The 26,576-nt window shown below is 64.5% G+C and carries 24 protein-coding genes; 7 read left to right on the plus strand and 17 right to left on the minus strand.

Going from position 1 to position 26,576, the window contains the following annotated elements; all coding sequences use genetic code 11:
- Positions 1-71: 71 nt before the first annotated feature.
- The 3 genes from BLU32_RS14330 to BLU32_RS14340 all read right to left on the minus strand — a co-directional run bounded on the left by BLU32_RS14330 (position 72) and on the right by BLU32_RS14340 (position 2,123).
- A complete protein-coding gene (locus BLU32_RS14330) occupies positions 72-614 on the minus strand; it encodes a 3-hydroxyanthranilate 3,4-dioxygenase (protein ID WP_093808031.1) in 543 nt (180 codons plus the stop codon).
- A gap of 179 nt (positions 615-793) precedes the next feature.
- Positions 794-1,672: a MurR/RpiR family transcriptional regulator gene (locus BLU32_RS14335; RefSeq protein ID WP_093808033.1), complete on the minus strand. Its 879-nt coding sequence runs from the start codon at positions 1,670-1,672 to the stop codon at positions 794-796.
- A gap of 61 nt (positions 1,673-1,733) precedes the next feature.
- On the minus strand, positions 1,734-2,123 hold the full coding sequence (locus BLU32_RS14340; RefSeq protein WP_093808035.1) for a RidA family protein: 390 nt from the start codon (positions 2,121-2,123) through the stop codon (positions 1,734-1,736).
- A gap of 152 nt (positions 2,124-2,275) precedes the next feature.
- On the opposite strand from BLU32_RS14340, the gene BLU32_RS14345 reads away from it, so the two are divergent.
- From BLU32_RS14345 to BLU32_RS14375, 7 genes are all read left to right on the plus strand, one after another.
- Positions 2,276-3,817 carry an ABC transporter substrate-binding protein gene (locus tag BLU32_RS14345; RefSeq protein ID WP_093808037.1) on the plus strand — a complete coding sequence of 514 codons (1,542 nt, stop codon included), beginning with the start codon at positions 2,276-2,278 and terminating at the stop codon, positions 3,815-3,817.
- Positions 3,818-3,966: 149 nt separating this feature from the next.
- Positions 3,967-4,914 (plus strand): ABC transporter permease, encoded by a 948-nt coding sequence (locus tag BLU32_RS14350; protein WP_093808039.1) that lies wholly within the window; start codon positions 3,967-3,969, stop codon positions 4,912-4,914.
- Complete coding sequence (locus tag BLU32_RS14355) at positions 4,911-5,780, plus strand: ABC transporter permease (protein WP_093808041.1); 870 nt, start codon at positions 4,911-4,913, stop codon at positions 5,778-5,780. Before BLU32_RS14350 ends, BLU32_RS14355 begins: the two co-directional genes overlap by 4 nt.
- 2 nt (positions 5,781-5,782) lie before the next feature.
- Positions 5,783-6,772, plus strand: coding sequence for an ABC transporter ATP-binding protein (locus BLU32_RS14360; protein ID WP_093808043.1), 990 nt, complete (start codon positions 5,783-5,785; stop codon positions 6,770-6,772).
- The gene (locus BLU32_RS14365) at positions 6,769-7,767 is read left to right on the plus strand and encodes an ABC transporter ATP-binding protein (protein WP_093808045.1); all 999 of its coding nucleotides are present in this window, start codon (positions 6,769-6,771) and stop codon (positions 7,765-7,767) included. The genes BLU32_RS14360 and BLU32_RS14365 overlap by 4 nt, the downstream gene beginning before the upstream one ends.
- Positions 7,767-9,251 (plus strand): M81 family metallopeptidase, encoded by a 1,485-nt coding sequence (locus BLU32_RS14370; RefSeq protein ID WP_093808047.1) that lies wholly within the window; start codon positions 7,767-7,769, stop codon positions 9,249-9,251. The genes BLU32_RS14365 and BLU32_RS14370 overlap by 1 nt, the downstream gene beginning before the upstream one ends.
- A gap of 22 nt (positions 9,252-9,273) precedes the next feature.
- Positions 9,274-10,332, plus strand: coding sequence for an alanine racemase (locus tag BLU32_RS14375; protein WP_093808049.1), 1,059 nt, complete (start codon positions 9,274-9,276; stop codon positions 10,330-10,332).
- Between the two features lie 391 nt (positions 10,333-10,723).
- Here BLU32_RS14375 and BLU32_RS14380 read toward each other — a convergent pair whose 3' ends face one another.
- The 14 genes from BLU32_RS14380 to BLU32_RS14445 all read right to left on the minus strand — a co-directional run bounded on the left by BLU32_RS14380 (position 10,724) and on the right by BLU32_RS14445 (position 26,493).
- The gene (locus BLU32_RS14380; RefSeq protein WP_093811072.1) at positions 10,724-11,482 is read right to left on the minus strand and encodes an ABC transporter ATP-binding protein; all 759 of its coding nucleotides are present in this window, start codon (positions 11,480-11,482) and stop codon (positions 10,724-10,726) included.
- 62 nt (positions 11,483-11,544) lie between these two features.
- Positions 11,545-12,300: an ABC transporter ATP-binding protein gene (locus BLU32_RS14385; protein WP_093808051.1), complete on the minus strand. Its 756-nt coding sequence runs from the start codon at positions 12,298-12,300 to the stop codon at positions 11,545-11,547.
- Between the two features lie 6 nt (positions 12,301-12,306).
- On the minus strand, positions 12,307-13,518 hold the full coding sequence (locus tag BLU32_RS14390) for a branched-chain amino acid ABC transporter permease (protein ID WP_093808053.1): 1,212 nt from the start codon (positions 13,516-13,518) through the stop codon (positions 12,307-12,309).
- A 4-nt stretch (positions 13,519-13,522) separates the two neighbouring features.
- Complete coding sequence (locus BLU32_RS14395; protein WP_093808055.1) at positions 13,523-14,554, minus strand: branched-chain amino acid ABC transporter permease; 1,032 nt, start codon at positions 14,552-14,554, stop codon at positions 13,523-13,525.
- A gap of 94 nt (positions 14,555-14,648) precedes the next feature.
- Positions 14,649-15,992 (minus strand): substrate-binding protein, encoded by a 1,344-nt coding sequence (locus BLU32_RS14400; RefSeq protein ID WP_093808057.1) that lies wholly within the window; start codon positions 15,990-15,992, stop codon positions 14,649-14,651.
- A gap of 483 nt (positions 15,993-16,475) precedes the next feature.
- Positions 16,476-17,228: a DUF1028 domain-containing protein gene (locus BLU32_RS14405; protein ID WP_093808059.1), complete on the minus strand. Its 753-nt coding sequence runs from the start codon at positions 17,226-17,228 to the stop codon at positions 16,476-16,478.
- A gap of 70 nt (positions 17,229-17,298) precedes the next feature.
- Positions 17,299-19,086 (minus strand): gamma-glutamyltransferase family protein, encoded by a 1,788-nt coding sequence (locus BLU32_RS14410; RefSeq protein ID WP_093811074.1) that lies wholly within the window; start codon positions 19,084-19,086, stop codon positions 17,299-17,301.
- Between the two features lie 34 nt (positions 19,087-19,120).
- Positions 19,121-19,999, minus strand: coding sequence for an ABC transporter permease (locus tag BLU32_RS14415; protein WP_197673615.1), 879 nt, complete (start codon positions 19,997-19,999; stop codon positions 19,121-19,123).
- Positions 19,996-20,943 (minus strand): ABC transporter permease, encoded by a 948-nt coding sequence (locus BLU32_RS14420; RefSeq protein WP_093808061.1) that lies wholly within the window; start codon positions 20,941-20,943, stop codon positions 19,996-19,998. The genes BLU32_RS14415 and BLU32_RS14420 overlap by 4 nt, the downstream gene beginning before the upstream one ends.
- A 40-nt stretch (positions 20,944-20,983) precedes the next feature.
- Positions 20,984-21,778 (minus strand): glycosyltransferase family 25 protein, encoded by a 795-nt coding sequence (locus tag BLU32_RS14425; protein WP_093808063.1) that lies wholly within the window; start codon positions 21,776-21,778, stop codon positions 20,984-20,986.
- Positions 21,779-21,887: 109 nt separating this feature from the next.
- Positions 21,888-23,399: an ABC transporter substrate-binding protein gene (locus tag BLU32_RS14430; protein WP_093808065.1), complete on the minus strand. Its 1,512-nt coding sequence runs from the start codon at positions 23,397-23,399 to the stop codon at positions 21,888-21,890.
- 220 nt (positions 23,400-23,619) lie between these two features.
- A complete protein-coding gene (locus BLU32_RS14435) occupies positions 23,620-24,753 on the minus strand; it encodes an ABC transporter ATP-binding protein (RefSeq protein WP_093808067.1) in 1,134 nt (377 codons plus the stop codon).
- The gene (locus BLU32_RS14440) at positions 24,750-25,787 is read right to left on the minus strand and encodes an ABC transporter ATP-binding protein (protein WP_093808068.1); all 1,038 of its coding nucleotides are present in this window, start codon (positions 25,785-25,787) and stop codon (positions 24,750-24,752) included. The genes BLU32_RS14435 and BLU32_RS14440 overlap by 4 nt, the downstream gene beginning before the upstream one ends.
- Complete coding sequence (locus BLU32_RS14445) at positions 25,777-26,493, minus strand: FadR/GntR family transcriptional regulator (protein ID WP_093811078.1); 717 nt, start codon at positions 26,491-26,493, stop codon at positions 25,777-25,779. The genes BLU32_RS14440 and BLU32_RS14445 overlap by 11 nt, the downstream gene beginning before the upstream one ends.
- Positions 26,494-26,576: the final 83 nt, after the last annotated feature.

The following is a 26,576-nucleotide window of genomic DNA, read 5'->3' on the forward strand; positions in this document are numbered from 1 at the left end:
TTGCGTTGATGGTGAAAGGGAATGTAAGGGCATTGCCGCTGCGGTGGCTGCGCGTGAGCGCAGGCCGCGTCCTAGAGCTTGACCCAGCCCTCCGGCGGTTCCTTGCCGGGATGCACGGTGCCGCAATTGGGGCAGGTGCGGGCCTCCTTCGATGCATAGAAGGCCTGATAGACCGGCGGCAGGTCGTCGACGATGGACTCCAGATCGAGTTCGGCGCGGTGCACCAGATGCTCGCACTCGAAGCAGTACCACTCGATCGCATCCAGCGCGCCTTCGGGCCGGGCCGGCTCGATCACGAGGCCGATGGAGCCTTCCTGCGGGCGCTGTGGCGAGTGGCGCACATGCGGCGGCAGCAGGAAGATCTCGCCCTCGCGGATCGGCACGTCGTAGAACTCGGTGCCGTCATAAAGCTTGAGCAGCATGTCGCCCTTGATCTGGTAGAAGAACTCCTCCACCGGGTCGTCGTGATAGTCGGTGCGCTTGTTCGGCCCGCCGACGACGGTGACCATCAGGTCGGCGTCCTTCCAGATCTGCTGGTTGCCGACCGGCGGCTTCAGCAGGTGCTTGTTCTCCTCGATCCACTTCTGAAAGTTGAAGGCTGCAAGTCTCGACATGTCCCGCTCCCAAATTGCCGGTTCAGACCCCGGCCATGGCAACGCAAGGCGCTGCGAGGGTCTGTCCGGCACATGAATCCGAGGCTCAGGAGACGGCAGATTGATATTTCAATCAAATAGCATTCAGTAAAGCGGATATCACGAAAGCCGATAGCCGGAGCGACTGCGGGCGGTCGTCGTCAGTCGCCGATGGGCTTGGGTCCGACGTCGGTGGAGAGCGGCACCAGCGAAGTGCGGATGCGGCGCAGATACTCCTTGACCCGCTCGGGACGACGCCGCGCCGCCCCCGCCGCCAGCACGTCGACGATCGCCACATAGGCAAGCCGCGAGGCGCTCGGCTTGAAGATGTCCTGGTCTTCCGGAAGATCCAGACCCAGCGCGATATCGCAGGCCTGCGCCAGATCGGACCCGGCCTTGGTCAGGGCGATGGTCGCCGCGCCGTACTGGCGGGCGATGGCGACGCTGTCGAGCAATTCCGCCGGGGTACCGCTGGCGGAGACCGCGAAGACCACATCGCCGCGTTCCAGCGTCGAGGTGATCATCCGCTGCAGATAGCCGTCGGCATGCGCTTCCGCCGGTATGCCGAGACGGAAGAACCGGTTGGCCCCTTCGCGCGCGACATTGGCCGAACTGCCACCGACACCTAAGAACACGATCCGCCGCGCGTCGGCCAGCGTGTCGATAGCCGATTGAAGGGCTGCCCCGTCAAGCTGCGAGCGGGCGGTGTTGAGCGTGTCGACGAGCGCGCCGAACACCTGCGCGACGAGCTGGTCGGCGGGCGAGCGGTCGTTCGCCTGTCCGCCGAGATACTGCAGGCTGACCGCCACGCTTTGCGCCAGCCGGATCTTGAACTCCTTGAAGCCGTCGCAGCCGAGCGACTGACAGAAACGGTTGACGGTGGCATCCGAGACGCCCGCGCCCCTGGCGATCTCGCTCTGGCGCTGGTAGGCGATGGTCTCCAGATTGGCGAGCACATAGTCGGCGACATTCTGCTCGCGCTTGGGCAACGCCCCGTTCAAGCCCCGCAACTGGGCGATGATGTCGATCACCTTGCTCACGTTCCCCGACCCCCTTTGCCGTCTCCCCGTCGCGCAGGATAGGTCCCCGCGCGGCCCGCGCCTATTCCGGCTTGTAGGCGATCACATCCATCTCGACCTTGGCATCCACCATCAGCGGCGACTGGACCGTGGAGCGCGCCGGCGGATGGTCGAGAAAAAAGCGCTCGAACACGCCGTTGAAGCTGGAAAAGTCGCGGGCGTCGTCGAGCCAGACATTCACCTTCACGACATGCTCCAGGGTGCAGCCTGCAAGCGCGAGAACCGCCACGAGATTGTCCATCACCTTTTCTGTCTGGGCAATGATTCCCCCGGTGATGATCTCGCCCTTTTCCGCCGGCACCTGACCGGAAACATAGACGAAATCCCCTGCGCGCACCGCCTTGGCGAAGGGACGGCGCGTGCCGCCGGCTGCGAGGTCGGCGGTGTCGTATCGGGTGATTCCAGTGGTCATGCGTCAACTCCGTTTTGTAAGTTTCTTTCATAAATTAGCGGTGTTTGCGCGATTTTCAAATCCTGAATTGACAATTCCCGCCATTTCTGAAAATTTCTTTCATATCGAGCGGCCGATATCCGGCTTGTAAACGATCTGGGAGGAGACCAGGCATGAAGCTGAACAGACCCCTTAAGACAATTCTGGCCGCGGCCTTTGCCGCGTCGATGGCCAGCACCGCCCATGCCGGCGGCACGCTGCGCTATGCGACCGTCGGCGAACCGCCGAGCCTCGACCAGCACGTGGTCACCTCGGACCTGGCGACGACCATCGCCCATCACATGTTCGAGGGTCTCTACACCTTCGACGCGGCCAATGCACCCCAGCCGTTGCTCGCCGAGAGCGACCGGCTGGAGGACGACGGCAAGACCATCGTCATCACCCTGCGCAAGGGCGTGACGTTCCACGACGGCACCGACATGACCGCGGCCGACGTCGTCGCCTCGCTGAACCGCTGGGGCGAGCACGGATCGCGCGGCTCGCTGCTTTTCTCCAACGTGGAAAGCGTCGAGGCGACCGGCGACCATGAGGTTACGATCCGCCTCGCCAAGCCGTTCGGCCCCTGGAAGAACCTGATGGCCTTCATCAACGGCGGCCCGGCGATCTATCCCGCGTCCGTCGTGGCCGACGCCGGCAAGGCGCCGATTTCCCCGGAAAACTACATCGGCACCGGTCCTTACAAGTTCGGCGAATGGCAGGCCAACCGCCATGTCGAGCTGGTCCGTTTCGACGACTATGATTCGCCGTCGGGCGAGGCCGATGGCTATGCCGGCGAACGCAAGGCAATGTTCGACGCGCTGCGCTTCATCCCCGTGCCCGACGTCGGCACCCGCGTCAGCGGGCTTCAGGCGGGCGACTACGATTATGCCGAAAGCATCCCCGGCGATCTCTTCGCCGATCTGGACGCCAACCCGCAGGTCACCACTATCGTCAACGGCGGTCCGCTGTTCGGTCTCGTCTTCATGAACTCCAAGGACGGCCCGCTGAAGGAGAACTTCGCCCTTCGACGCGCCATCCAGACGGCCATCGACAAGGTGCCGGCGCTTCAGGTCGCCATTGGTCCGGACAAGCTGTGGCGCGCCAACGGCTCGTTCCTGCCCAAGGGCAACGTCTGGTACACCGACGCCGGCGCGGAGAACTTCTCCAGGGGCGATGCCGACACGGCCCGTTCGCTCGCCAAGGAAGCCGGATACGACGGCGAGCCCATCAAGTTCATGGTCTCCACCAACTATCCGTTCCACTACGACACGGCCATCGTCTACACCAAGCAGCTTGCCCAGGCCGGCTTCAACATCGACCTGCAGGTCTATGACTGGGCCACCCTGATCAAGAAGCGGGCCCAGCCGGACCAGTGGGATCTGTTCTTCACCCACCACGGCTTCGTCCCGGATCCGATCCTGATCTCGGTGATGAACGACAACTATCCCGGCTGGTGGGCGACCCCGGAAAAGGCCGCGCTGAAGGCGAAGTTCACCGAAAGCGCCGATCCGGCCGAGCGTCAGAAGCTGTGGGGCGAGATCCAGGCCCTGGTCTACCAGCAGGTTCCGACGATGAAGACGGGCGATGTCTACACCTACAACATCGCCTCCACGAAGCTGACCGGACTGGGTGACGCCACCCTGATCTGGCCGCACTTCTGGAACGTCGACAAGTAAGCAGGCCACCTCCCGGCCGCCCCTTCCGCGCCGCCTGCGCGATCCGCAAGGATCGTGGCGCGGAAGGGGCGTTTGCGCCCCGCGACATGCGCCGAAAATCGCGGCACACTCCCTTAAACGCCCCTCTCACCTGCGGAAAGACCGTCGACATGCTCGGATATGCGACGCGGAGACTGCTGGCGCTCATCCCGACGCTGCTTGCCGCATCCATGCTCGTCTTCCTTTTCGTCCACCTGATCCCCGGCGATCCCGCCGCCGTCCTTTTGGGCGACACGGCGACCCCGGAAGAGGTCGACGCCCTGACGCGCGAAATGGGCCTCGATGCGCCCGTCTACTTCCAGTATCTCTACTGGCTCGGCAACGTCATGCAGGGCGATCTCGGAACGTCGATCTTCTTCGGCGCACCCGTGCTCTCGGTGATCGCCGACGGCGCGGAAACCTCGATCCTGCTGGCCGTGATGACGATGGTGTGGATCGTGATCCTCGGCGTTCCGATCGGCGTCGTCTCCGCCACGCGCCACGGCACCTGGGTCGATCAGGTCGCCTCCGGCGGCGCAATGCTCTTCGCCTCCGTGCCGACCTTCTGGCTCGGTCTCTACCTGATCCTGATCTTCTCGGTGAGCCTTGGCTGGCTGCCGTCCTCCGGCTATCCCTCGATCTCCGACGACGGCGGACTGGCGAACCTGCGCTACCTGCTCTTGCCGAGCTTCACGCTGGCCGCGCCCAACGCGGCGCTGATCATCCGTCTGGTGCGCGCCTCCATGCTGGACGTGCAGCGCGAGGACCATGTGCGTACGGCCCGGGCCAAGGGCCTCGCCCCCTGGAAGGTCGCCACCAAGCACGTCTTCCGCAATGCGCTGATCGCGGTCGCCGCCGCCTTCGGCTTCACCTTCGCGGCGCTGATCTCGGAAGCGGTGGTGACGGAAACGGTGTTCTCGCTGCCCGGCATCGGCCGGCTGGTGGTGCAGTCGATCCTGCGCCGCGACTATCCCGTCATCCAGGGCGTCATCCTGATCATCGTGGTCCTCTACATGGTCATCAATCTTCTCGTCGACCTGGCCTATGCATGGCTCGACCCAAGGGTATCGCTCAAATGACCCCCAACGCGACACTCCAGTTGTTCGCCACCGGCCGGCGGATCTTCCGCGGCCGCTGGCTCGCAACGCTTGGCCTCGCCTGGCTGATGCTCGTGGTTTTCGCCGCCGTCTTCGCGCCGCTGATCGTGCCGTTCGATCCGCTCGAGATCGATCCGGTGGCCCGCCTCACCGAACCGGGTGCCGCGCATTTCTTCGGCACCGACCACTTCGGCCGCGACACCTTCTCGCGCAGCATCTACGGCGCGCGCATGGCCATCGTCATCGGCATCGGCTCGGTGCTGGTCGCGCTGCTCGTCGGCGGCCTCACCGGCATGATTTCCGCCTATTTCACCAGGCTCGGGGCTTTCCTGATGCGCGTCGTCGATGTGCTGATGGCCTTTCCGGCGCTGCTTCTGGCGCTGGTGCTCATGACGATCCTGGAACGCAGCGTGATGAACACGGTGATCGTGATCGGCATCGTCTACGCAACGACGACGGCACGCATCCTCTTCGGCATGACCTTGAAACTCAAGAACGAGGTCTTCATCGACGCCGCCGTGTGTTCCGGCGCCGGTCATGCCAGCGTGCTCTTCCGCCACATCCTGCCGAACCTGATCTCGCCGCTGCTGGTCCAGGCGAGCTTCATCTTCGCCTTCGCCCAGCTCCAGGCCGCCGCCCTCGACTTCCTCGGCCTCGGCCTGCCGCCGGAGGTGCCGAGCTGGGGCAACATGCTGTCGGAATCGCGCATCTACGTCACCCGCGCGCCCTGGCTGCTGCTGTTTCCCGGCGCGCTGATCATCCTGTCCGTCTTTTCCATGAACCTCGTCGGCGATGCGCTGCGCGACAGCATCGACCCCAGGTTCAAGAACGACATCAAGGGGGTGTGACGATGACACGAACCACGCCTCCCCTCCTCGACGTGCGCGGCCTGTCGCTGTCGGTCGCCACCGGCGACGGCCTGATGCCGGTGGTGCGCGATCTGTCTTTCTCCCTCACGGCGTCCGAGACGCTCGGCATCGTTGGCGAGAGCGGATGCGGCAAGAGCCTGACATCGCTCGCGATCATGGGCCTGCTGGAGGGAACGCCGGTGCGCGTCACCGCCGGCGAGATCCTGTTTGACGGCCGCGACCTGCTCAAGCTTGCGCCGCGCGAGCGCCGCCGCATCATGGGCAACGAGATGTCGATGATCTTCCAGGAGCCGATGACCAGCCTCAACCCGGTCTACCGCATCGGCGACCAGATCGTGGAGACGATCCGCGAGCACCAGCCGATGTCGAAGGCCGCCGCCCGTATCCGCGCCGTCGAGTTGCTGCGCATGGTGCGCATTCCCGACCCGGACGGGCGCATCGACAGCTATCCGCACCAGCTCTCCGGCGGCATGCGCCAGCGCGTGATGATCGCCATGGCGCTTGCGGGATCGCCGCGCCTGCTGATCGCGGACGAGCCGACAACCGCGCTCGATGTGACGGTCCAGGCGCAGATCCTCAACCTCATCGCCGACCTGCAGGCGGAAACCGGCATGGGCATCATCCTGATCTCGCACGACCTCGGCGTCATCGCCGAGACCTGCGACCGCATCGCGGTAATGTACCGGGGCCGGGTGGTGGAAAGCGCGGACACGCGCGATCTCTTTGCCACGATGCGCCACCCCTATACGCGCGGCCTGCTCGATTCCATCCCCGAACCCGATGAGGACGTCGAGCGCCTGCCGACGATTCCCGGTCGTGTGCCCGGGCTTGAAGAGCGCGTGACGGGCTGCGCCTTCCACCCGCGCTGCGCGCGCGCCTCCGCGATCTGCCGCGAGCAGGACCCGGGCGAAACCACCTTCGGCGGCGGACACGCCGCACGCTGCCACCACCCGCTGGAGCCGGACGCATGACCGACGCCAACACCCCCCTCCTCAGGGTCCGCGACCTGAAGACCCACTTCACGCTGAAGTCCGGCGGTCTTTTCAGCGGCACGAAGAAAGTGCTGAAGGCCGTCGACGGCGTCTCCTTCGATCTGGCCGCCGACGAGGTGCTGGGCATCGTCGGCGAGAGCGGCTGCGGCAAGTCCACCGTCGGGCGCACGCTGACCCGTCTGGAAGAGGCGACCGGCGGCACGGCCGAATTCGACGGGCGCGAAATGCTGTCGCTCACCCCCGCCGCCTTCCGGCCGCTGCGCCGCGAAATCCAGATGATCTTCCAGGACCCCTTCGCCTCGCTCAATCCGCGCCTGACCATCGAGCAGACGCTGGCCGAGCCGGTTCGCATCCACGGTCTGGAGACGACCCGCGAGGGCGTGCGTGAACGCATCGCCCGCACGCTCACCCAGGTCGGCCTCGACCCAAAGGTGATGACCCGCCACCCGCACGAGTTTTCCGGCGGACAGCGCCAACGCATCGGCATCGCCCGGGTGATGATCGTCGAACCGAAGCTCGTCATCGCCGACGAGGCGGTTTCCGCGCTCGACGTCTCGATCCAGGCGCAGGTGCTGAACCTGATCAAGGACCTGCAGACCGAGAGCGGCATCTCGATGCTGTTCATCTCGCACGACCTCGGCGTCGTGCGCCATATCTGCGACCGCGTGGCGGTGATGTATCTCGGACGGATCGTGGAAACCGCGCCGAAGGCGACGCTGTTTTCCGCGCCCTCGCACCCCTACACCAAGCTGCTGCTCGCCTCGATCCCGCGCATCCGCCCGGGCCGCGTGGCGGCCGAGGACCGGGGCGAGCCCGCCAGCGCCGCGGCCCCGCCGCCCGGCTGCCCGTTTCATCCGCGCTGCGGAATCGCAACCGACATCTGCCGCAGCGTGCGGCCTCTTCCGGTCGATCTCGGCAATGGACAATTCAGCGCCTGCCACCACGCCGGCAAACACCAAGGAGAGGCCGCGTGATGGCCGAGAAAAAACGCGTCTATGTCGGCTCCGTGGCAACGGAAACCAACACCTTCTCCCCGCTGCGCACTGACATGCAGGACTTCAAGGACAGCTTCTACGCCCCTCCCGGCGAGCATCCGGTGACGCCGACGCTGTGCAGTGCCGTGTTTCCGGTCGCCCGCGACCGCGCTCGCCAGTATGGCTGGGACGTGATCGAGGGAACCGCGGCCTGGGCGGAGCCCGGCGGCGTGGTCAACCGCGCCACCTGGGAAACCTTGCGCGACGCCATCCTGGCCGAGATCGAGGCGGCGCTGCCGCTGGACATCGTGCTGCTCGGCCTGCATGGCGCGATGATCGCGGAAAGCTGCGACGACTGCGAGGGCGAGCTGCTGGAGAAGGTCCGCCAGCTCGTCGGTCCCGGAACGGTGATCGGCGCGACCTTCGATCCGCACAGCCACCTGTCGGCGCGCCGAACCGAAAACGCCGACCTCGTCGTCGTCTTCAAGGAGTTCCCGCACACCGATTTCGTGATCGCGGCCGAAAGCCTGGTGGATCTGGCCCATCGCGCCTCGACCGGTGCCATCGACCCGGAGATCTCGGTGTTCGACTGCCGGATGATCGAAATCTTTCCCACGAGCCGCGAGCCGATGCGCGGTTTCGTCGACAAGATGAAGGCGATGGAGGGACATGACGGCGTTCTGTCGGTTTCCGCGATCCACGGCTTCATGGCCGCCGACGTTGCCGATCTCGGCAGCAAGCTCGTCGTGGTCACCGACGGACAAAAGGCGAAGGGCGATGCCCTGGCGCGAAAGTTCGGCATGGAGCTGTTCTCCTACCGCGGGCGCACCCGCCCGGATTTCCTGACGCCGCAGCGCGCGCTGGAACTCGCCGAAACGCGCGAGGGCGCGCCCATCGTCGTGGCCGATGTCTGGGACAATCCCGGCGGCGGAGTGCCGGGCGATTCCACCATCATCCTGCGCGAGATGCTGAAGCGGAAGATGGAGAACGTGGCGCTTGCCTCAATCTGGGATCCGATCGCGGTGCGCACCTGCATCTCCGCCGGCGAGGGCGCCGTGTTGCCGCTGCGCTTCGGCGGCAAGATGTCGGCCACCGCCGGCGATCCCGTCGATGCCACCGTGCGGGTGCGCAAGGTGGTGCGCAACGCGGTGCAGAGCTTCGGCGAGAGCATCGTGCCGCTCGGCGACAGCGTCTGGATCAGCGTGGAGGGCGTCGACGTCATCCTCAACACGGTGCGCTCGCAGATCTTCAGCCCCGACGCCTTTTCCAACCTCGGCATCGACCCGGCCAAACGCAAGGTGCTGGTCGTGAAGTCGACCAACCATTTTCACGATGCCTTCTTGCCGGTGGCCTCGGACATTCTCTACGCTGCTGTCGATGGTCCCTACCCCAACGATCCCGCCACAAATCCCTACACCAAGCTGACGCGCGCCATCTGGCCGCGCGTGGAAGACCCGCACGCCCTCAAGGCGACGGGAAGCTGACCTGCCAAAGGACGTGCCTGACATGACCGCTTACGCCCCGGAAACCCCGGCTCTCGTCATCGACGAGCGCGTCGCCACGGCCAACATCGCCCGCTTCCAGGCCCATTGCGACGCGGCCGGGCTGGCGCTCAGACCGCACATCAAGACGCACAAGCTGCCGCATTTCGCCCGCGCGCAGATCGCGGCCGGCGCTTGCGGCATCACCGTGCAGAAGATTGGCGAGGCCGAGGTCATGGCCGATGCCGGCATTGCCGACATCCTGCTGACCTACAACATCCTCGGCGTCGACAAGCTGGCGCGGCTCGCCGCCGTCGCGCGCCGCGTCGAACGGCTCGCCGTCGTCGCCGACAGCGCGGTAACGGTGGCCGGACTGGGGGAGGCGTTTTCGCGCGAAGACCGCCCGCTCACCGTGCTGGTCGAATGCGACACGGGCGCCGGGCGCTGCGGCGTGCAGACGCCGGAGGCAGCCGCCGGTCTCGCCACCACCATCGCGGCAACGGACGGGCTCGTCTTCGGCGGACTGATGACCTATCCCGCCGCCGGCGGCAGCAAGGACGTCGAAAGCTTCATGCGCGCGGCGAAATCCCTGATCGAGACGGCCGGGATCGCCTGCCCGACGATCACCAGCGGCGGCTCGCCCGACATGTGGAAGGCGGGCGGGGAGACGATCGTCACCGAATATCGCGCCGGCACCTATATCTACAACGACCGCTCACTGGTCGCGGGCGGCGCGTGTTCGCTGGACGACTGCGCGCTGACGGTGGAGGCGACGGTGGTCAGCACGCCGACGCCGACGCGCGCCATCCTCGACGCCGGCTCCAAGGCGCTGTCGTCGGATCTTCTCGGCCTCACCGGCCACGGCACGATCCTCGGGCATCCGGATGCGGCCATCGTCGCGCTCAGCGAGGAACACGCCATCGTCCACACCAAGCGCGAGAACGAGTTCGAAATCGGTCAACGCGTCTCAATCGTGCCGAACCACGCCTGCGTCGTGACCAACCTCTTCAACTTCGCCTGGCTGATAGGCGAGGACGGCATGATGCGCCGAACCGAAATCGCCGCGCGCGGCAAGTTGACCTGAGGCGGGAACGCTCCCCGAAAACAAACAAGGGTGGCGCCTGGCGCGTCATGAAACGCACCTAGGGTGTGGACCTATAAATGAGATTGCCATGGTTTGAGGCGGATTGCGTCTCGTCAAGGAGCGGAAGCGCAGGAAATACGGGTATTTTCAAGCCTTTCGCGACGAAGAGGAGGCGCATTCCGACCAAATCCGAAGGACAGGGAAATGGCTTCGCTTCGCATCGTCAGCGCGCTTGACCGGGCGCCCGGCCCGCCCTGCACGCAATTCATCGCCATTTTCCATGCCATGTCAGCCTCAATTATGGGTCCACACCCTAAGCTCCACCCTTGCCTCCCCCGGAGCCCGAACCCGGCGTCCGCCATATCCGGAAGACGCCGCAATGCGGTCGCGCCTACAGCGCCAGATAGTCTTGGCGCAATTCGTCGTTTTCGAGCACTTCCTGCGCAGTGCCGTCGAAGACGATCTCGCCCATGTCGAGTATGAGCGCGCGATCGGCCAGATGAAGCGCGGCGATCGCGTTTTGCTCCACGATGATCGTGGTCATGCCCAGCCCCTTGATCTCCTCAAGCGTGCGCTCGATCTCCTGCACGATCACCGGCGCAAGGCCCTCGTAGGGCTCGTCGAGAAGCAACAGCTTTACGTCGCGCGCCAGCACACGGGCCAGCGCCAGCATCTGCTGCTCGCCACCCGACATGGTGGTGGCCTCCTGGTCCTTGCGCTCCGCAAGACGCGGAAACAGCTCGTAGATGCGCTCGATGGACCAGCCCCGAGGTGGCGCGATCTGCGCAAGCTTCAGGTTTTCCTCGACCGTCAGCCCCTGAATGATCCGCCGATCCTCCGGAACGAGGCCGATGCCGTTTTGCGCCGCCTGATAGGCCTTCATCTCGTGCAGCGGCTTGTGGTCGAGCCACACCTCGCCATGCTTGACCTGCGGAGTGTCCACCCGCGAAATCGCGCGCAGCGTCGAGGTCTTGCCCGCGCCATTGCGTCCCAGAAGCGCGACGATCTCGCCCTCGCGCACGTTGAAGCTGACGCCCTGAACCACATAGCTTTCGCCGTAGTAGGCGTGCAGGTCCCACACCGAAAAATAGGCGCGCTGACCACCCTGCCCCTTTTTCGGCGCCACTCCGGGCGCATGCCCCGACCACATGTTCCCGGAACCGGAACCGCTCTCGGTGACGGCGGGCTTCGTGTCTGCCGGTGTCGTATCGTTCATAGGTGCGCCCCTCCCAGATAGGCTTCCTGGACCTTCGGGTTGCCTTTGATGTTTTCCGGCACATCCTCGACGATGACCGTGCCCTGTGCCAGCACCGAAATCTTGTCGGCAAGCGAAAACACCACATGCATGTCGTGCTCGATGACCACCATGGTGATGCCGCGCTTGCCGATCTGCTTCAGCAGATCGATGGTGTTGTTGGTGTCGGCCCGCGCCATGCCGGCGGTGGGCTCGTCCAAAAGCAGCAGTTTCGGCTTCTGCACCAGACACATCGCAAGTTCCAGACGCCGCTTGTCGCCGCGCGACAACTGCCCGGCCACGTGATCCGCCTTGCCATCCATGCCGAGTTCGGCGAGCATCGTCATCGCCTCCTCGCGAATGTCGCCCTCGTCGCCGACGCTGATCCAGCCGTTGACCTTGAACGATCCGTCACGACGCGCGAAGGCCGGTATCATCACGTTTTCCAAGAGGTTCAGATCGGCGAAAATCTCCGGCGTCTGAAACACCCGGCTGACGCCGGTCTGGTTGATCTCGTACGGCTGGATGCCCAGAAGCGATTTTCCGTCGAAGATCACCGTTCCGGTGTCGGGCTCGAGCCGTCCGACAAAACAGTTGAGAAGCGTCGATTTGCCGGCGCCGTTGGGACCGATGATGGCATGAATGCTGCCCTCCTCGATATCCAGATTGACGTCGTCCAGCGCCTTCAGGCCGCCGAATCGCTTGTTGACGCCCTTGACTTCAAGAATGCCCATGACGCCTCACTCCGCCGCCGACGGCGCGGAAGCCGTCGTTGAATTGTTCTTGTCTTCAGGCGGCTTGCGCTTGAACAGCCGGGCAATGCGCTGGCCGCCTTCCACGATCCCGCCCGGCAGGAAGATCACCACCAGCATGAATACGATACCAAGCGTCAAATGCCACCCCTTGCCGATGAACGGGTAAATGATCGCGACGACGAAATCTTCCATTCCGTCGGGCAGAAACGCAAACCAGTCGTGCAGAATGTTCTCGTTGATCTTGGAGAAGATGTTCTCGAAGTACTTGATCGCACCCGACCCCAGGATCGGCCCGATCAGGGTTCCCATCCCGCCGAGAATGGTCATCAGCACCACTTCACCGGAGGCCGTCCACTGCATGCGCTCCGCGCCGGCAAGCGGATCCATCGCCACCATCAACCCGCCGGCCAGCCCGGCGTACATGCCCGAGATCACGAAAGCCGCCAGCGTGTAGGGGCGAGGATTGAGGCCGGTGTAGAGCATGCGCTGCTGGTTCGACTTCACCGCCTTGAGCATCACGCCAAACGGTGAGCGAAAGATGCGGATCGACACGTAAAAGGCGACCAGCAGGATCGCGGCGCACAGGTAGTAGCCGGCGTTGAAGGTGAAGAGCCAGCCGCCCATCGAAATTTCGAAGCCATCCCGCATCGCGATGCCGAAGAAGTTGGTCATCGGGATTGACCCGTCGGCAGTCTGGCTGACGCCGAGAATACGCGGATCGCTGAGGGAAAGCTGCAGGCCGGTCTCGCCGTTGGTGATCGGGGTCAGCACCGAATAGGCAAGCGAGAAGGACATCTGCGCGAAGGCGAGCGTCAGGATCGAGAAGTAGATGCCCGACCGGCGCAGCGATATGTAGCCGACAAGCAGCGAGAACAGGCCCGCGAAGATCACCGAGATGATGATCGCCGGCACCACGTTCATGGTCAGAAGCTTCATCATCCACACGCCGGCGTAGGAGCCGACGCCCAGAAAGGCGGCATGCCCGAACGACAGGTAGCCGGTCAGCCCGAACAGGATGTTGAAGCCGATTGCAAAGATCCCGAAGATCACGAAGCGCTGCATGAGGTCCGGATAGCCGGCGTTGAACTGGGCGAGATCGGATTCCACCGGGAAGGGGTTGAGAATGACCGGAGCCAGAATCGTGATCGCAATGACGATCGCGAACAGCAGCGTGTCCCTCTTGTTCAGTCCGAGCATGACGTTATCCCTCCATCACGCCTTTGCGGCCGAGCAGGCCGCGGGGACGGATCAACAAGATGATGATCGCCACCAGGTAAATGATGATCTGATTGATACCGGGCAGCAGGTTCACGACCTGCGACATGGAGGCAAAGGATTCCAGGATCCCGAGCAGGAATCCGGCCGCGACGGCCCCCGTCAGCGACCCCATGCCGCCCACGACGACCACAACGAAGGACAGCACCAGGAAATCCATTCCCATGTGATAGTTGGGCGAATTGATCGGCGCATACATGACGCCTGCCAGACCGGCGACACAGGCAGCGATGGCGAACATGATGGTGAAGCGCTTGTCGATGTTGATGCCCAGAAGACCGACGGTCTCCCGGTCCGCCATGCCCGCGCGCACGACCATGCCGAAGGTGGTGTATTGCAGGAACGCAAACACCCCGCCGATGATCAGTGCCGCGAAGGCGAAATACACAAGCCGCCAGTAGGGATAGATGATTGTCCCCGCCTCCATGCCGACCAATGCCCCGAAGTCGAAACTGCCGATGAACGCATCCGGCGCCGGCGTGGGGATCGGATTTGCACCGAAGAAGTACTTGATGATTTCCTGCAGGACGATGGCAAGGCCGAAGGTGACCAGGATCTGGTCCGCGTGCGGGCGCTTGTAGAAATGCTTGATCAGCCCACGCTCCATCGTAAACCCGACCGCGATCATCACCGGGATCGAAAACACGATCGCGAGCGGCACCGACCATTCGATCATTGCCCCGCCGATATCGGGCCCGAACCAGGTCTCCACAAAAGGCGTCTTCACCTTGAGCGGATTGCCCAGGAAATCGGTGCGTGTCGGGTCGATGGTTTCCGAGGAGAGCCGCAGGATCTCGTTCAGGGTGACCGCGCAAAACGCACCGAGCATGAACAGCGCGCCATGTGCGAAATTGACGACCCCGAGAGTGCCGAAGATCAGCGTGAGCCCAAGCGCGATCAGCGCATAGGCACTGCCCTTGTCCAGTCCGTTCAGGACCTGCAGGATTATGGCGTCCATTGTTGTTTCCGTTTTGGCGAAGCAGCCTGAAAAGACGAGGGAACCGGCTGCGCAACACGCGCAGCCGGCAAGTCATTCGACGTCATCCGTGCAATCAGGCGCCGGAGTTGCAGGTGCCCAGATCGCCGCCTGCGAACATGGGATGGTCGGGCGGATAGGTGACCTGTGCGGCCGGCGTCACTTCGACGATCTCCAGAAGATCGAACTCGGAGGTCGGGTTTTCCTTGCCCTTCACGACGAGCACGTCCTTGAAGCACTGGTGGTCTTCGGCGCGGTAGAGCGTCGGACCGTTGCCCAGGCCGTCGAACTCGAACCCTTCCAGGGCCTCGCCGACAGAGCACGGGTTGAACGAACCGCCACGCTCCACGGCATCCGCATAAAGCAGCGTCTGCACGTAGCAGGTATGGGCGGCCTGGCTCGGCGGGAAACCGTATTTGGTGCCGAAGGACTTCACGAAAGCGAAGGAGCCTTCGTCCTGCAGCGACCAGTGCCAGTTGGTCGACCCGAAAATACCCTTCACGTTTTCGCCGGCGCCACGCGCCATCAGACGCGAATACAGCGGAACGACGATCTCGAAGTTCTTCCCGTTCACTTCACGCGCACGCAGCCCGAACTGGACGGCGTTGGTGAGCGAGTTGACCATGTTGCCGCCGTAGTGGTTCAGCACCAGAACGTCGGCATCGGACTGGAGGATCGGCGTGATGTAGGCCGAGAAATCGGTCGCCGCGAGCGGGGTCAGGACGTTGTTCACAGTCTCCCAGCCCATTGCCTCGGTCGCTGCTGCGATCGATTCCTGCTGCGTCCAGCCCCAGGTGTAGTCGGCCGTCAGGTGATAGGCCTTGCGGTCCGTGCCATAGGCGTTCTTCAGCACCGGCGCGAGCGCCGCGGCCGACATGTAGCCGTTGAAGAAATGGCGGAAGCCATTGGCCTTCTTGTCCTTGCCGGTCGTGTCGTTGGAGTGGGTCAGGCCGGCCATGAAGATGACGCCCGCCTCCTGGCAAAGGCTCTGGACCGCGATCGCGACACCCGACGAGGAACCGCCGGTGATCATGATCGCGCCGTCCTTCTCGATCATCGACTTGGCGGACGCGCGCGCCGCATCCGACTTGGTCTGCGTGTCGCCCGTGACGTACTCGACCTTCTTGCCGAGGATGCCGTTGCCCTTCAGCGCCTTCGACGAGAAGGTGTTGAGCATGCCACCGTCGCCGCCGCCATTGAGATGCTCGACCGCAAGCTCGTAGGCGCGCAGCTCGTCCGCACCCTCATCGGCATAGGGACCCGATTGCGGTACGTTGAAGCCAAGGGTGACCGTGCTACCCGTCGGCTCGTTGTTGAACGCATTTGCATTGCGAATGAAAACATGCGGCGCGGCAAGACCGACGCCGACGATACCGGCAGACTTGATTAGCCCACGACGGCTGATTGGTCGTTTTATCATAAAGTATCTCCTCCAGCATTTCCCAGCACCCGCCGTTTCGCGGGCCTTTTTCTTGGGACGAAAGCCTACGCAAGGTCACTCTCGATCCTGAGCGCCAGCGTTCCGGAAACACCAGAAGATCGCAACTCTCTTTTAGTATAATACGGAGTTTAAGCGGATCGGCTTTTTCTCCGAAAGGCGCGACCGGAAAAATGAGCAGTGATCTTATGTACAAGATATTGTGCAGCGCAACATAATACTTGTTACTATCGTATTTGTTGCACAAAAATAATGCAAATTATACAAATGAACGAATTTCAATCGAAAAAAATGTATCTTGTACTTAAAATTAATGCCGAAAATGAAAATTCTCTTCTCTTGACCCTGTGATGTCTTGAAAACAAGCTAAAACAACGTTGAACCAGGCGCCCGACAGGCTGGTTTTTCGAGGGCGCGCGCACCGCAATTTCCGCGATGAAATGCCCGCCCCGGACATTTTCGCCCTCACGCCGGCGGTGTCGCGAACGAGGCCGACGCGCGGCCTTGCGCCTTTCGCTCCATTTCGAGCCTGGTGATCTTCTCGTCGACAGGCGAGCGGTCGAGAAGCCCGGAGAGATTGTCCGCCGTGGGCAGGGTCTCGGCCACATGCAGGAAGCGTTCGCCGGCAACCGCTATCAGTCGGCGCAATTCGGCAAGCGGATTGCCGTGATCGTCGGCACGGATGTCGAGCCAGGGATAGGCTTCTCCGCGGGTGATCCTGAGCGCGGCCGACTGTCTGCCCCGCTTGTCGCCGCCCGCCGCCTCGCCAGCCTCCATCGCGCACAGCAAGCGCTCTGCGAAGTCGAGGTCCGGCCGATCCTGATAGGCGGCAAGCGTGGCGTCCAGCACCTGCGGGCCTGCGAGCATGTTTCCCGCGACCGACACATTCTCCGCCACCAGATGCCCTGCCCAGTCGACGCAGTCCTCGCCCGTGAAGGCTGCATTGCGTCCCTGCGCATCGATCACATGCATCTGCCGCGAATGCCGGCCGGCGTCGCGCCCGGTCACCGTCTCCATCACCGTTTGCGCGTCATCGCCGCGCTTCAGCATGTCGAGCCCGTCGGTGCCGTAAAGCGGACTGACGAAGGCCTGGGTGGCGATGGCGCCTGCCCGTCCGTCCATATGCGGCACCAGCGCCCCGACCGCGAAGAACCGGCTGGCCACGGCCACGCCGAAAGCACCCGTGCCCGGGTCGCGCGCGACAATCGAATAGGTCATCCTCGTCTCCTTCTTGCCCCTCGAAGGCGCATGGTTCCCTCAAGCCCGCCGGGACGGCGCCGGCACCCCCTTATCGCCCGATGGCATAGGCCTGCATCAAACGCGGCGTGGCGGCTGCCTTGAGCAGACCGTCGGCCTCACGTTTTGCAGCCGTCAGTCGCCCGATGGACCAGGGCGGTGCGACATCCAGGATATGTCCCCGGGTGCGCAGGCTGTTCAAAACGGCCTCGCCGAAGTTTTCCTCGACCATCAGATGGCCCGGCGCGCGTTTGCGCGGGTGGAAGGATGCAGGGAAATGCGTCGTGTGGAACAGCGGCATGTCGATCGCCTGCTGCAGGTTCACCTCGTGATGCACCAGCCTCAGGAACAAGGACAGCTGCCACTGGTCCTGCTGGTCGCCGCCCGGCGTACCGAAGGCAAGCATCGGCTTTCCGTCGCGCGAGGCAAGGCTTGGCGTCAATGTCGTGCGGGGCCGCTTGCCGGGCGCGAGCGAGGTCGGCAGGCCCGGCGTCATCAGGAACATCTGCGCGCGCGAATTCAGGCAGAACCCGAGCCCGGGGATCACCGGCGAGGATTGCAGCCAGCCGCCGGACGGGGTGGCGGATACCATGTTGCCCCAGCGGTCGATCACGTCGATATGCACCGTGTCGCCGCGGCGCTCCGACAAATGCGCCATCGTCGGCTCGTAGACGCCCGTCTCCGACACGCCGAGCGCATCGATGACGGCGAGCGTCCGCGCCCGCTGGTCCTCGAAGCCCGGCACCGTGCCCGGCCGCAGATTGTAGGATGCCTGCAGGCCGATCAGCTTGCGCCGCTCCGCGTTGTAGTCGTCCGACAGAAGCTGCCCCATCGGCACCTCCGCGAAATCGGGATCGCCGTAATAGACCTCGCGGTCGGCATAGGCGAGCTTCATCGTCTCCGCGACCAGATGAACGAAATCCGCGCCCGCCGGATCGAGCGAACCGACATCCAGTTTCTTGAGGATCGCCAGGCACTGCAACAGCACCGGCCCCTGCCCCCACGGCCCCGTCTTTGCAACGCTCCAGCCGTGGTAGTCATAGGTCAGCGGCGCCTCGACGCTCGCCTGCCAGCCGGCGAGGTCCTCACCGGTCATCACCCCCTTGTGGCGCTGTCCGCTGCCGTCCATCGCCTCGGTTTCGCGCAGGAAGGTGTCGATCTCCTCCGCGATGAAGCCGCGGTAGAAGGTGGCGCGCGCCGCCTCGATCTGCGCCTCGCGGCCGGATGCCGCTTCCGCCTCCGTGAGCAGCCGCTTCCAGGTCTCCGCCAGCGCCGGGTTCTTGAACAGCGTATGCGCCTTGGGCGCCGATCCGCCCGGCAGCCAGGTCGCATGCGATGTCGGCCAGTGCTCCTTGAAGAAGCCGCCCAGCCCCTCGATGGTCGCGCTCACGCGCGGCAGGACCGGATGGCCGGCCTCGGCGTAATGGATCGCGGGTTCCAGAACGTCGCGCAGCGGCAGGCTGCCGTGATCGCGCAGCATCACCATCCAGGCGTCGAAAGCGCCCGGGATCACCGTCGCGAGGAGGCCGTCGCCGGGAATGAGGTCGATGCCCTCCGACTTGTAGCGCTCGATGGTCGCACCCGCGGGCGCACTGCCCTGGCCGCAGATCACCTCTGTCCGGTCCGTACCCGCATCATGGATGATGGCCGGCATGTCGCCGCCCGGGCCGTTAAGATGCGGCTCGACGACCTGCAGCACGAAGCCGGTGGCCGCCGCCGCATCGAAGGCATTTCCGCCGATTTCCAGAATGCGCATGCCGACGGCCGAGGCGATCCAATGCGTCGAGGTGACAACGCCGAAGGTGCCCTGGATTTCGGGACGGGTGGTAAAGGTGGACATGGGAGCTCCCGGAATGTCTTGTTTGGTTTTGGGATCAGCTTTCGCGCGGATCGAGCGCATCACGCAGGCCGTCGCCGAGAAGGTTGAAGCCAAGCACGACGAAAAAGATCGCCGCGCCCGGCCACCACGCCATCCAGGGCGCCTGGGTCATGAAATTCTTGGCGACATTCAGCATCGATCCCCAACTGGGATAGGGCGGCTGCTGGCCGAGGCCGAGGAAGGACAGGCTTGCCTCCGCGATGATCGCGGTGGCGATGGTCAGGGTCGCCTGCACGAGGATCGGCGCAAAGACATTGGGCAGGATGTAGCGCGACATGATCGCGATATCGCTCAGGCCGATGGCGCGCGCACCCTCCACATAGTCTTCCGTCTTGACGCTGAGAACCTGGCCGCGCGTCAACCGGATGAAGATCGGCGTCGCAGACAGGCCGATGGCGATCATCGCATTGGTGAGGCTTGGCCCCAGAAACGCCGCAAGCGCGATCGCCAGGATCAGGAACGGCGTTGCCAGAAGGGCGTCGGTCACCCGCGAGATCGCCTGATCCGTCCAGCCGCCGAAATAGCCCGACACCAGCCCGAACGGCACGCCGATGACAACCGCGATCAGCACCGAGACGACACCGGCGAGAAGCGACGCCTGCGCGCCCCAGATCAAGCGCGAGAGAATGTCGCGGCCGATCTCGTCGGTCCCCAGCCAATAGAGCGCGGAGGGCGCTTTTCGCACGGCGGTCCAGCTCGTCGCGGTCGGATCGGCAATCGGCAGCAAGGGCGCCAGCGCCGCGATGGCGACGAAGAAGCCGACGATCAGCGCGCCGATCAGCGCGCCGCGATTGTGCTTCAGCTTGCTCCAGACCCGGCTCGGGCGCCGGGCCGCAATGCCGTCGGCAGACGGGGAAACGGTGGCGCCGGTCACTGGGCGTTCCTCATGCGCGGATTGAGAAGGATGTAGAGCACGTCGGCGATCAGGTTCATCAGGATGAAGCCGGCGGCCGTGCACAGCACCACCCCCTGCACCACTGCGTAGTCGCGGGTGAAGACAGCATCGACGATCAGCTTGCCGAAGCCGGGGATGGTGAAGATCTGTTCGGTCAGGACGGCGCCGGCCAGCAGTTCGCCAAAGAGCAGCGCCCCGAGCGTCACCACCGGCAGGAGCGCATTGCGGAAGGCATGTTTGATCACGACGACGCGCTCGCTCAAGCCCTTGGCGCGGGCCGTGCGCACATAGTCGGCCTTGAGCACGCCAAGCATTGCCGAGCGGGTATGGCGCATCAAGGTGGCGGCGAGCGCCGTGCCCAGCACGAAGGCGGGCATGATCATGGTTTCCAGTGAGCGCACCGGATCGACGAAGATCGATTCGTACCCCGACGCGGGCAGCCAGCCGAGATTGACCGAGACCAGCAGTATCAACATGATCCCGAGCCAGAAATTGGGGATCGACAAGCCCGACAGCGCCAGGAAATTGGCGATATAATCGACGGGCCCGCCCTTCTTGACCGCCGAGAGAATGCCCGTTGGAATGCCGATCGCCATGGCGATGATCATCGCCATCACGGCAAGCTGGATCGTCACCGGAAGCTTGTCGGCGATCAGCGTCAGGACGGGCTGGTTGGTTCTGAGCGAAACGCCCAGATCGCCCTGCAGCAGCCCGCCGACCCAATAGAGATACTGATACAGGATCGGCTCGTTGAGATGGTATTTCTCGCGGATGAAGGCCAGCGTTTCGGGATCGCGCTCCTCTCCCGCCAGCACCAGCGCGGGATCGCCCGGCAGGAGCTTTTGCAGGGTGAAGACGAAGATCGACACCAGCACCAGCGTTGGCAGCGCGATCAGCAGGCGGCGGGCGATAAAGGCAAGCATCACGCTGGTCCTCTGGCGAAACGGGGGCGCGCGGCAAACATCATTGGAAGGGCACCTCGATCCGTCGACGGGTACCGGCGAGGCAGGCGACGGCATTTCCGGCCTTGCGCACGTCGTTCCGAACGTCGGCGACAAGCCGCCGCACGAGCGGATCGCGGCGCATGTGCTTGTCCTCGCGCCCTTCGATGCTGCCGCCGGGATCATGCACGGGAATCGTGGCGGACAGTTTGTGAGGCTGGACGCAGGCCGCCGGGCTCAGCTGGTATTTGCCCAGGCTGCGGGAAATCGCGGACCGTGTGCTGAACAGGGTCTCGTCAACTGCGTCGATGAACCGCTCGGTAAGCGGCAGGAGCCGGCGCGCGGCCGTCCGGCTCACAATGTAGGCCCCTGTTCCGTAGTGGGAGGAATGCAGCCGCCTCACACTTCGACCCGGAACGACCACAATCTCCTGCCGGCCGACGATCACCGGATCGAAATTCGTCTCGAGCTTGACGACGTCCGCCTCCGCCGGAACCCAGTCGCAGCGCCCCAGGACAGCGGCCGCATCGCGCCCCAGAACCACATCGTCCTCCAGCACCAGCGCGTGTGGCGCATCGCTGTCTACCAGCATCTGCCAGCACATCCGGTGGCTGAGGAAACAAGCGACTTCACCGGGTGTCATCCAGCCCCAGTATCCCTCACCGCAAACCCGGCGCGCACGCTCTGCGTCCGGCATCGTCCTGGCGTCGACCGCCGTCACCCGTTGGAACGGCAAGCCGCAGCCGTCGAGCGCGGCAGATATCTTTGCCAGGCGTTCGGGAGCGCGGTCGAGATTGATGACGAAGGTCTTCATCATGGCCTGATTGCAGAACGGTGCGGCACGGAAACCGAAACAGGAAACATGTGCGGGAAACGGGACGCGGAGGGCGGGAACACCGCCCTCCGCAACCGCCGGTCAGACCGGCTCAGGATTTGAACTTCACGTTCTCGAGCCGGATCATGCCGTCCGGATAGGGTGTGAAGCCCTCGATCTTGCCATCCAGCGCCCAGATCCACGTCGGATGATAGAGATAGATGATCGGCATGTCGTTCGCGAGAATGTCGCGCGCCGCGTCATAGCTCTTTTTCCGCTCGGCGAGATCGTTGCTCGTGCGCGCGGCATTGAGCAGGCGGTCGACCTCCGGGTTGCAGTATTTGGAATCGTTGATTCCGCCCTTGCAGGTCATGAACTGGTGGATGTTGCCATCCGGGTCGACACGGCCCGACCAGCCCACCTGGCTCCCCTGGTAATTGCCGGCCGACTGATCGGCAAGCAGGCTGGCGAACTCCATCGACTTGAGCTTGACGTTGAAGCCGGCTTCCGCGGCCATCGCCTGGACCACCTGCATCATCTGCGTCTGCACCGGGTTGTTGGCGACCTGGACCTCGACGTCGAGCGTCTCGTATCCGGCTTCCTTCATCAGTTCCTTGGCCTTGGCAACGTCGCGCGCGGGCACCGGATGCGACTTGTCGTACCAGGGGCTCGTTGGCGGGAACGGCTGGTTGCCCGGCGCGAAGGCGCCTTCGAACACCACCTGGTTGATCGCGTCGCGATCGAGCGACAGCGAAAACGCCTGGCGCAGCTTCGGCTCGTTGCCGAACGGATTGTCGCCGCGCGCGCCATTGTCGACGTTCACGGTGATGCCCTGATAGCCGAGGCTGACGGCTTCGGCATAGACAAGACCGTCGTCGCCCTTGACGGCGGCCGCATCCGTTGCCGCGAGACGCTCGAGCATGTCGAGATCGCCGGCGCGCAGGTTGGCGAGACGCACGGTGGTGTCGGGGATCGGCAGGAAGGTCACGGTGTCGAAATTGATCGCGTCCGCGTTCCAGTAGTCGGCGAATTTCGCCAGCACGATCCGGTCCTGCTGGATGCGCTCGACAAAGGAGAAGGGACCCGAGCAGACCGGTTTGGCGCCGAAGTCGGTGCCGGCGGAGGCGGTTGCCGTCGGCGACAGCATCATGCCGGCGCGGTCGGCGAACTGGGCAAGCAGCGTCGCGTCGGGTGCGCTGAGCGAAAAGGCGACCTGATACGGGCCGGTCACGGCAACGCTTTCGATCGACTTCACCTCGCTCTTGCGGCGGCTTTCCGGCATGTTTTTGGAGCGGTCGATGTTGGCCTTGACGGCCTCCGCGTCGAACGGCGTCCCGTCATGGAAGGTGACGCCCTCACGCAGATCCATCGTCAGCGTCAGCCCGTCGTCGGACCACGACCAGCCGGTGGCGAGCTGCGGGATGATCTCCAGATCAGGGGTGATGTCGACCAGCTTGTCGCACAGGGACGCATAGACGATGCGACCGACGAACGTGCGCGACTGATCCGGATCGAGCACGTCCGGGTCGTCCTGAAGGCCGATGCGAAGATCGGCGGCCTGTACCGTCAGCGCCGTGGAGGCGCCAAGGGCGAACAGCAATGCGGCTAGCAGTTTGGTTTTCATCTAACGCTCCTCTGGTGAGATGAACTCTTTCGGACCATGCCGGGTCTTGTGAACGCTCCCCCTGAAAGAGATCGCGCCCGGTGTGCCCGGCTGCGGCAGGACGGACGCGGTCGCCGGCAAAGATCGCCGGCAATTCCGTGCCCGGTAAAGTGTCGTCCCGCGCGACGGGCGTCGTGCCCTGCCCGGAACGGAAGACAAAGACGGGAGGCGGGGTCCGCGGTCATGACACACGACCGGCGGGGCCCGCTGTCGCGGCGCGGCTGCGCTCCCGATACAGCTCAAAGCGACGCTCGACCGCCGGGGAAAGTGCAGGCGTATCCGCGGCCTTCGGGACGCCGGCGCGCGCCTCTTCCCAGTGATGACAGGCGACCGTCCGGTCATGCGCCACCTTGGCAAGCGGCGGACGCTCGACCTTGCAGATCCCGCTCGCCAGCGGACAACGGGTGTGAAAACGACAGCCCGGCGGCGGCGCCAGCGGTGACGGAACATCGCCGGTCAGCCCGGCGTCCACCTTGCGACTGCGTGGCGAGGGAATGGGGATCGCCCGCATCAGCGCCTGGGTGTAGGGGTGCAGCGGCGCGTCGTAGAGCGCATCGGTCTCGCCTTGTTCGACGATCTCGCCCAGATACATCACCGCCACCCGGTCGCTCATGTGCCGGATCACCGCCAGGTCGTGGGCGATCAGCACCAGCGTCAGGTCGAACTCCGCCTTGAGGTCTTCCAAGAGGTTGATCACCTGCGCCTGGATCGACACATCGAGCGCGGAGACCGGCTCGTCGCCGATCAGCACCTTCGGGCCGGAGGCAAGCGCCCGGGCGATGCCGATGCGCTGGCGCTGGCCGCCGGAGAACTCGTGCGGATACCGGTTGGCGTATTCCGCCCTCAGTCCGACGCGGGTCAACAGCTCCGCAACGCGCCGGGGCCGCGTGGCACGGGTGCCGATGCCGTGCACGCGCATCGGTTCCTCCACGATGGCGCCGACCGTCATGCGCGGGTTCAGCGAGGAAAACGGGTCCTGGAAGATGAACTGCAGGTCCTTGCGCAACCGACGCATGTCGCCTTCCGGCAAGGAGCTGATGTCCGTGCCATCATAAAGCACCTGCCCGCGCGTCGGACGCATCAGCCGCAACAGCAGTCGCGCCAGCGTCGATTTCCCGCAACCGCTCTCGCCGACGATCGCCAGCGTTTCGCCACGGCGCACGCCGAGCGACACGCCGTCGACGGCCCGCACCACTTGCGGCTTCGACAGGAACGCCGAACCGACCTTGAAATGACAGGCAAGATTTCGCGCTTCGAGCACGCAGTCACCAGAACCGGCCCGGAATTGCACGGCGTCCCCTGGGTTGTTTCTCATGCCGCCACCCCGCCGAAACTCGCCTCAAGCGGCGCATGCACACAGGCGACGTGATGGCCGGACGTCTGCGACACGTCGACCTGGCGCAGCGGCGGCACCTCCAGGCGACAGGCATCGGATGCAAAGGGGCAGCGCGGCGCGAAACGACATCCGTCCGGCATGGTATCAACGGTCGGGACCATGCCCGGCACGGTCGCGAGACTTCCCGTGCGCTTGCCGAGCGAGGGCACGGAACTCATCAGGCCGATGGTGTAGGGATGCTGCGGATCGTCGAAGACCGAGGTCACGCTGCCCTGTTCGACCACACGCCCGGCATACATCACCGCAACCGTATCGGCGATCTCGGCAACGACGCCGAGATCATGGGTAATCAGCACCAGCGCCGTACCGCTTTCCTTCTGGAGCGTGCGGATCAGGTCGAGGATCTGCGCCTGGATGGTCACATCGAGCGCCGTGGTCGGCTCGTCGGCGATCAGGAGTTGCGGGTCGTTGGCGAGCGCCATGGCGATCATCACGCGCTGTCGCATGCCGCCGGAAAGCTGGTGCGGATAGTCGTCCAGCCGCTTTTCCGCCGCCGGCACCTTGACCCGGCGCAACATCTCCAGCGCATGGGCGCGCGCCGCAGCCTTGCCGATCCGGCGATGCCGCAGCACGATCTCAGCGATCTGGTCGCCGACGGTATAAACCGGATTGAGCGAGGTCATCGGCTCCTGAAAGATCATCGACATGCGGTCGCCACGGATCTCGCCGAGTTCCCGGCGCGTCAGCTGCAGGAGATCGCGCCCCTCGAACATCGCCCGTCCGGACATGATTTCGGCCGGCGGAACCGGCAACAGCCCCATCAGCGACAGCGCCGTCACCGACTTGCCGCAACCGCTTTCGCCGACGATGCACAGGGTCTCGCCCGGCTTGACCGACAGCGACACGCCGTCGACCACATTCGCCCGCGCGCCCTTGAAGCGGATCGACAATCCGTCGACGGACAGAAGCGGGCGGGCGTCCTCCGCGGGGGAACCGGTGGTCTCACTCGGCATCGGCAAGCTCCTCCGACGACTGCAGCAAGAGCCGCTCCTGAAGCGCCAGCAAATGCCGGCGCATCGCGCGTTCCGCCGCAACCGGGTCACGCCGTTCGATGGCGTCGAGCACCTCCGAATGCTGGGACGTGTAGAGTTCCGCCGTGCCATCGGTGCGCAACGCCTCGCGCACGTGGCGCCAGGTGTCGTCCTGACGCACCCGGTCGACCACCTCGAAGACGGCGAGAAACAGCGTATTGCCGGCGGCCTCGGCAATGGCCCGGTGCAGCGCGCCGTCCCAAAGTTCGCGGCTGTCCATGTCCTGCGCCTGCCACACGCTGTTGCACAACGCCCGCATGCGCGCCACGTCGGCAGCGGAAGCTCGAACCGCCGCAAGCCGCGCCAGCGCCGGCTCCAGCCGAAGGCGAACCTCCATCACCTCGAACATGTTGCTCATCTGCGGCAGTTGCGCCATCTGGCGTTCGCCCGTCAGCCGCGTCGCCGCGCCGATGAAGGTGCCGGCGCCCTGCCGGCGCCAGATGCGCCCCTCCGCCGCCAGCACATCCAGTGCGCGCCGGACGGCGCGGCGGCCGACGCCGATCTCCTCGGCCAGTTCGCGTTCCGTGGGAAGCTGCTCGCGCGCCTCCAGCTCCAGCTGATCGACGATGATCCGCAAGCGCTCAAGCGCGAGACTGGAGTTTCGCAGCGATTGGGGAGCCTCTGACAAGATACGCGAACCCTTGTGAACCTTTCTGAGATTGGTTCCATTATTTGTCGCCGGCACAGCCTTGGCAAGCCCTCGGATGCAGG

The organism is Stappia sp. ES.058 (assembly GCF_900105595.1).
Classification (GTDB): Bacteria; Pseudomonadota; Alphaproteobacteria; order Rhizobiales; family Stappiaceae; genus Stappia.

Coding starts and splice junctions, on each gene's coding strand:
- BLU32_RS14330 (WP_093808031.1), bottom strand. CDS start 614: ATGTCGAGACTTGCAGCCTTCAACTTTCAGAAGTGGATCGAGGAGAAC.
- BLU32_RS14340 (WP_093808035.1), bottom strand. CDS start 2,123: ATGACCACTGGAATCACCCGATACGACACCGCCGACCTCGCAGCCGGC.
- BLU32_RS14345 (WP_093808037.1), top strand. CDS start 2,276: ATGAAGCTGAACAGACCCCTTAAGACAATTCTGGCCGCGGCCTTTGCC.
- BLU32_RS14350 (WP_093808039.1), top strand. CDS start 3,967: ATGCTCGGATATGCGACGCGGAGACTGCTGGCGCTCATCCCGACGCTG.
- BLU32_RS14355 (WP_093808041.1), top strand. CDS start 4,911: ATGACCCCCAACGCGACACTCCAGTTGTTCGCCACCGGCCGGCGGATC.
- BLU32_RS14360 (WP_093808043.1), top strand. CDS start 5,783: ATGACACGAACCACGCCTCCCCTCCTCGACGTGCGCGGCCTGTCGCTG.
- BLU32_RS14365 (WP_093808045.1), top strand. CDS start 6,769: ATGACCGACGCCAACACCCCCCTCCTCAGGGTCCGCGACCTGAAGACC.
- BLU32_RS14370 (WP_093808047.1), top strand. CDS start 7,767: ATGGCCGAGAAAAAACGCGTCTATGTCGGCTCCGTGGCAACGGAAACC.
- BLU32_RS14375 (WP_093808049.1), top strand. CDS start 9,274: ATGACCGCTTACGCCCCGGAAACCCCGGCTCTCGTCATCGACGAGCGC.
- BLU32_RS14380 (WP_093811072.1), bottom strand. CDS start 11,482: ATGTGGTCGGGGCATGCGCCCGGAGTGGCGCCGAAAAAGGGGCAGGGT.
- BLU32_RS14385 (WP_093808051.1), bottom strand. CDS start 12,300: ATGGGCATTCTTGAAGTCAAGGGCGTCAACAAGCGATTCGGCGGCCTG.
- BLU32_RS14390 (WP_093808053.1), bottom strand. CDS start 13,518: ATGCTCGGACTGAACAAGAGGGACACGCTGCTGTTCGCGATCGTCATT.
- BLU32_RS14395 (WP_093808055.1), bottom strand. CDS start 14,554: ATGGACGCCATAATCCTGCAGGTCCTGAACGGACTGGACAAGGGCAGT.
- BLU32_RS14400 (WP_093808057.1), bottom strand. CDS start 15,992: ATGATAAAACGACCAATCAGCCGTCGTGGGCTAATCAAGTCTGCCGGT.
- BLU32_RS14405 (WP_093808059.1), bottom strand. CDS start 17,228: ATGACCTATTCGATTGTCGCGCGCGACCCGGGCACGGGTGCTTTCGGC.
- BLU32_RS14410 (WP_093811074.1), bottom strand. CDS start 19,086: ATGTCCACCTTTACCACCCGTCCCGAAATCCAGGGCACCTTCGGCGTT.
- BLU32_RS14420 (WP_093808061.1), bottom strand. CDS start 20,943: ATGCTTGCCTTTATCGCCCGCCGCCTGCTGATCGCGCTGCCAACGCTG.
- BLU32_RS14425 (WP_093808063.1), bottom strand. CDS start 21,778: ATGATGAAGACCTTCGTCATCAATCTCGACCGCGCTCCCGAACGCCTG.
- BLU32_RS14430 (WP_093808065.1), bottom strand. CDS start 23,399: ATGAAAACCAAACTGCTAGCCGCATTGCTGTTCGCCCTTGGCGCCTCC.
- BLU32_RS14435 (WP_093808067.1), bottom strand. CDS start 24,753: ATGAGAAACAACCCAGGGGACGCCGTGCAATTCCGGGCCGGTTCTGGT.
- BLU32_RS14440 (WP_093808068.1), bottom strand. CDS start 25,787: ATGCCGAGTGAGACCACCGGTTCCCCCGCGGAGGACGCCCGCCCGCTT.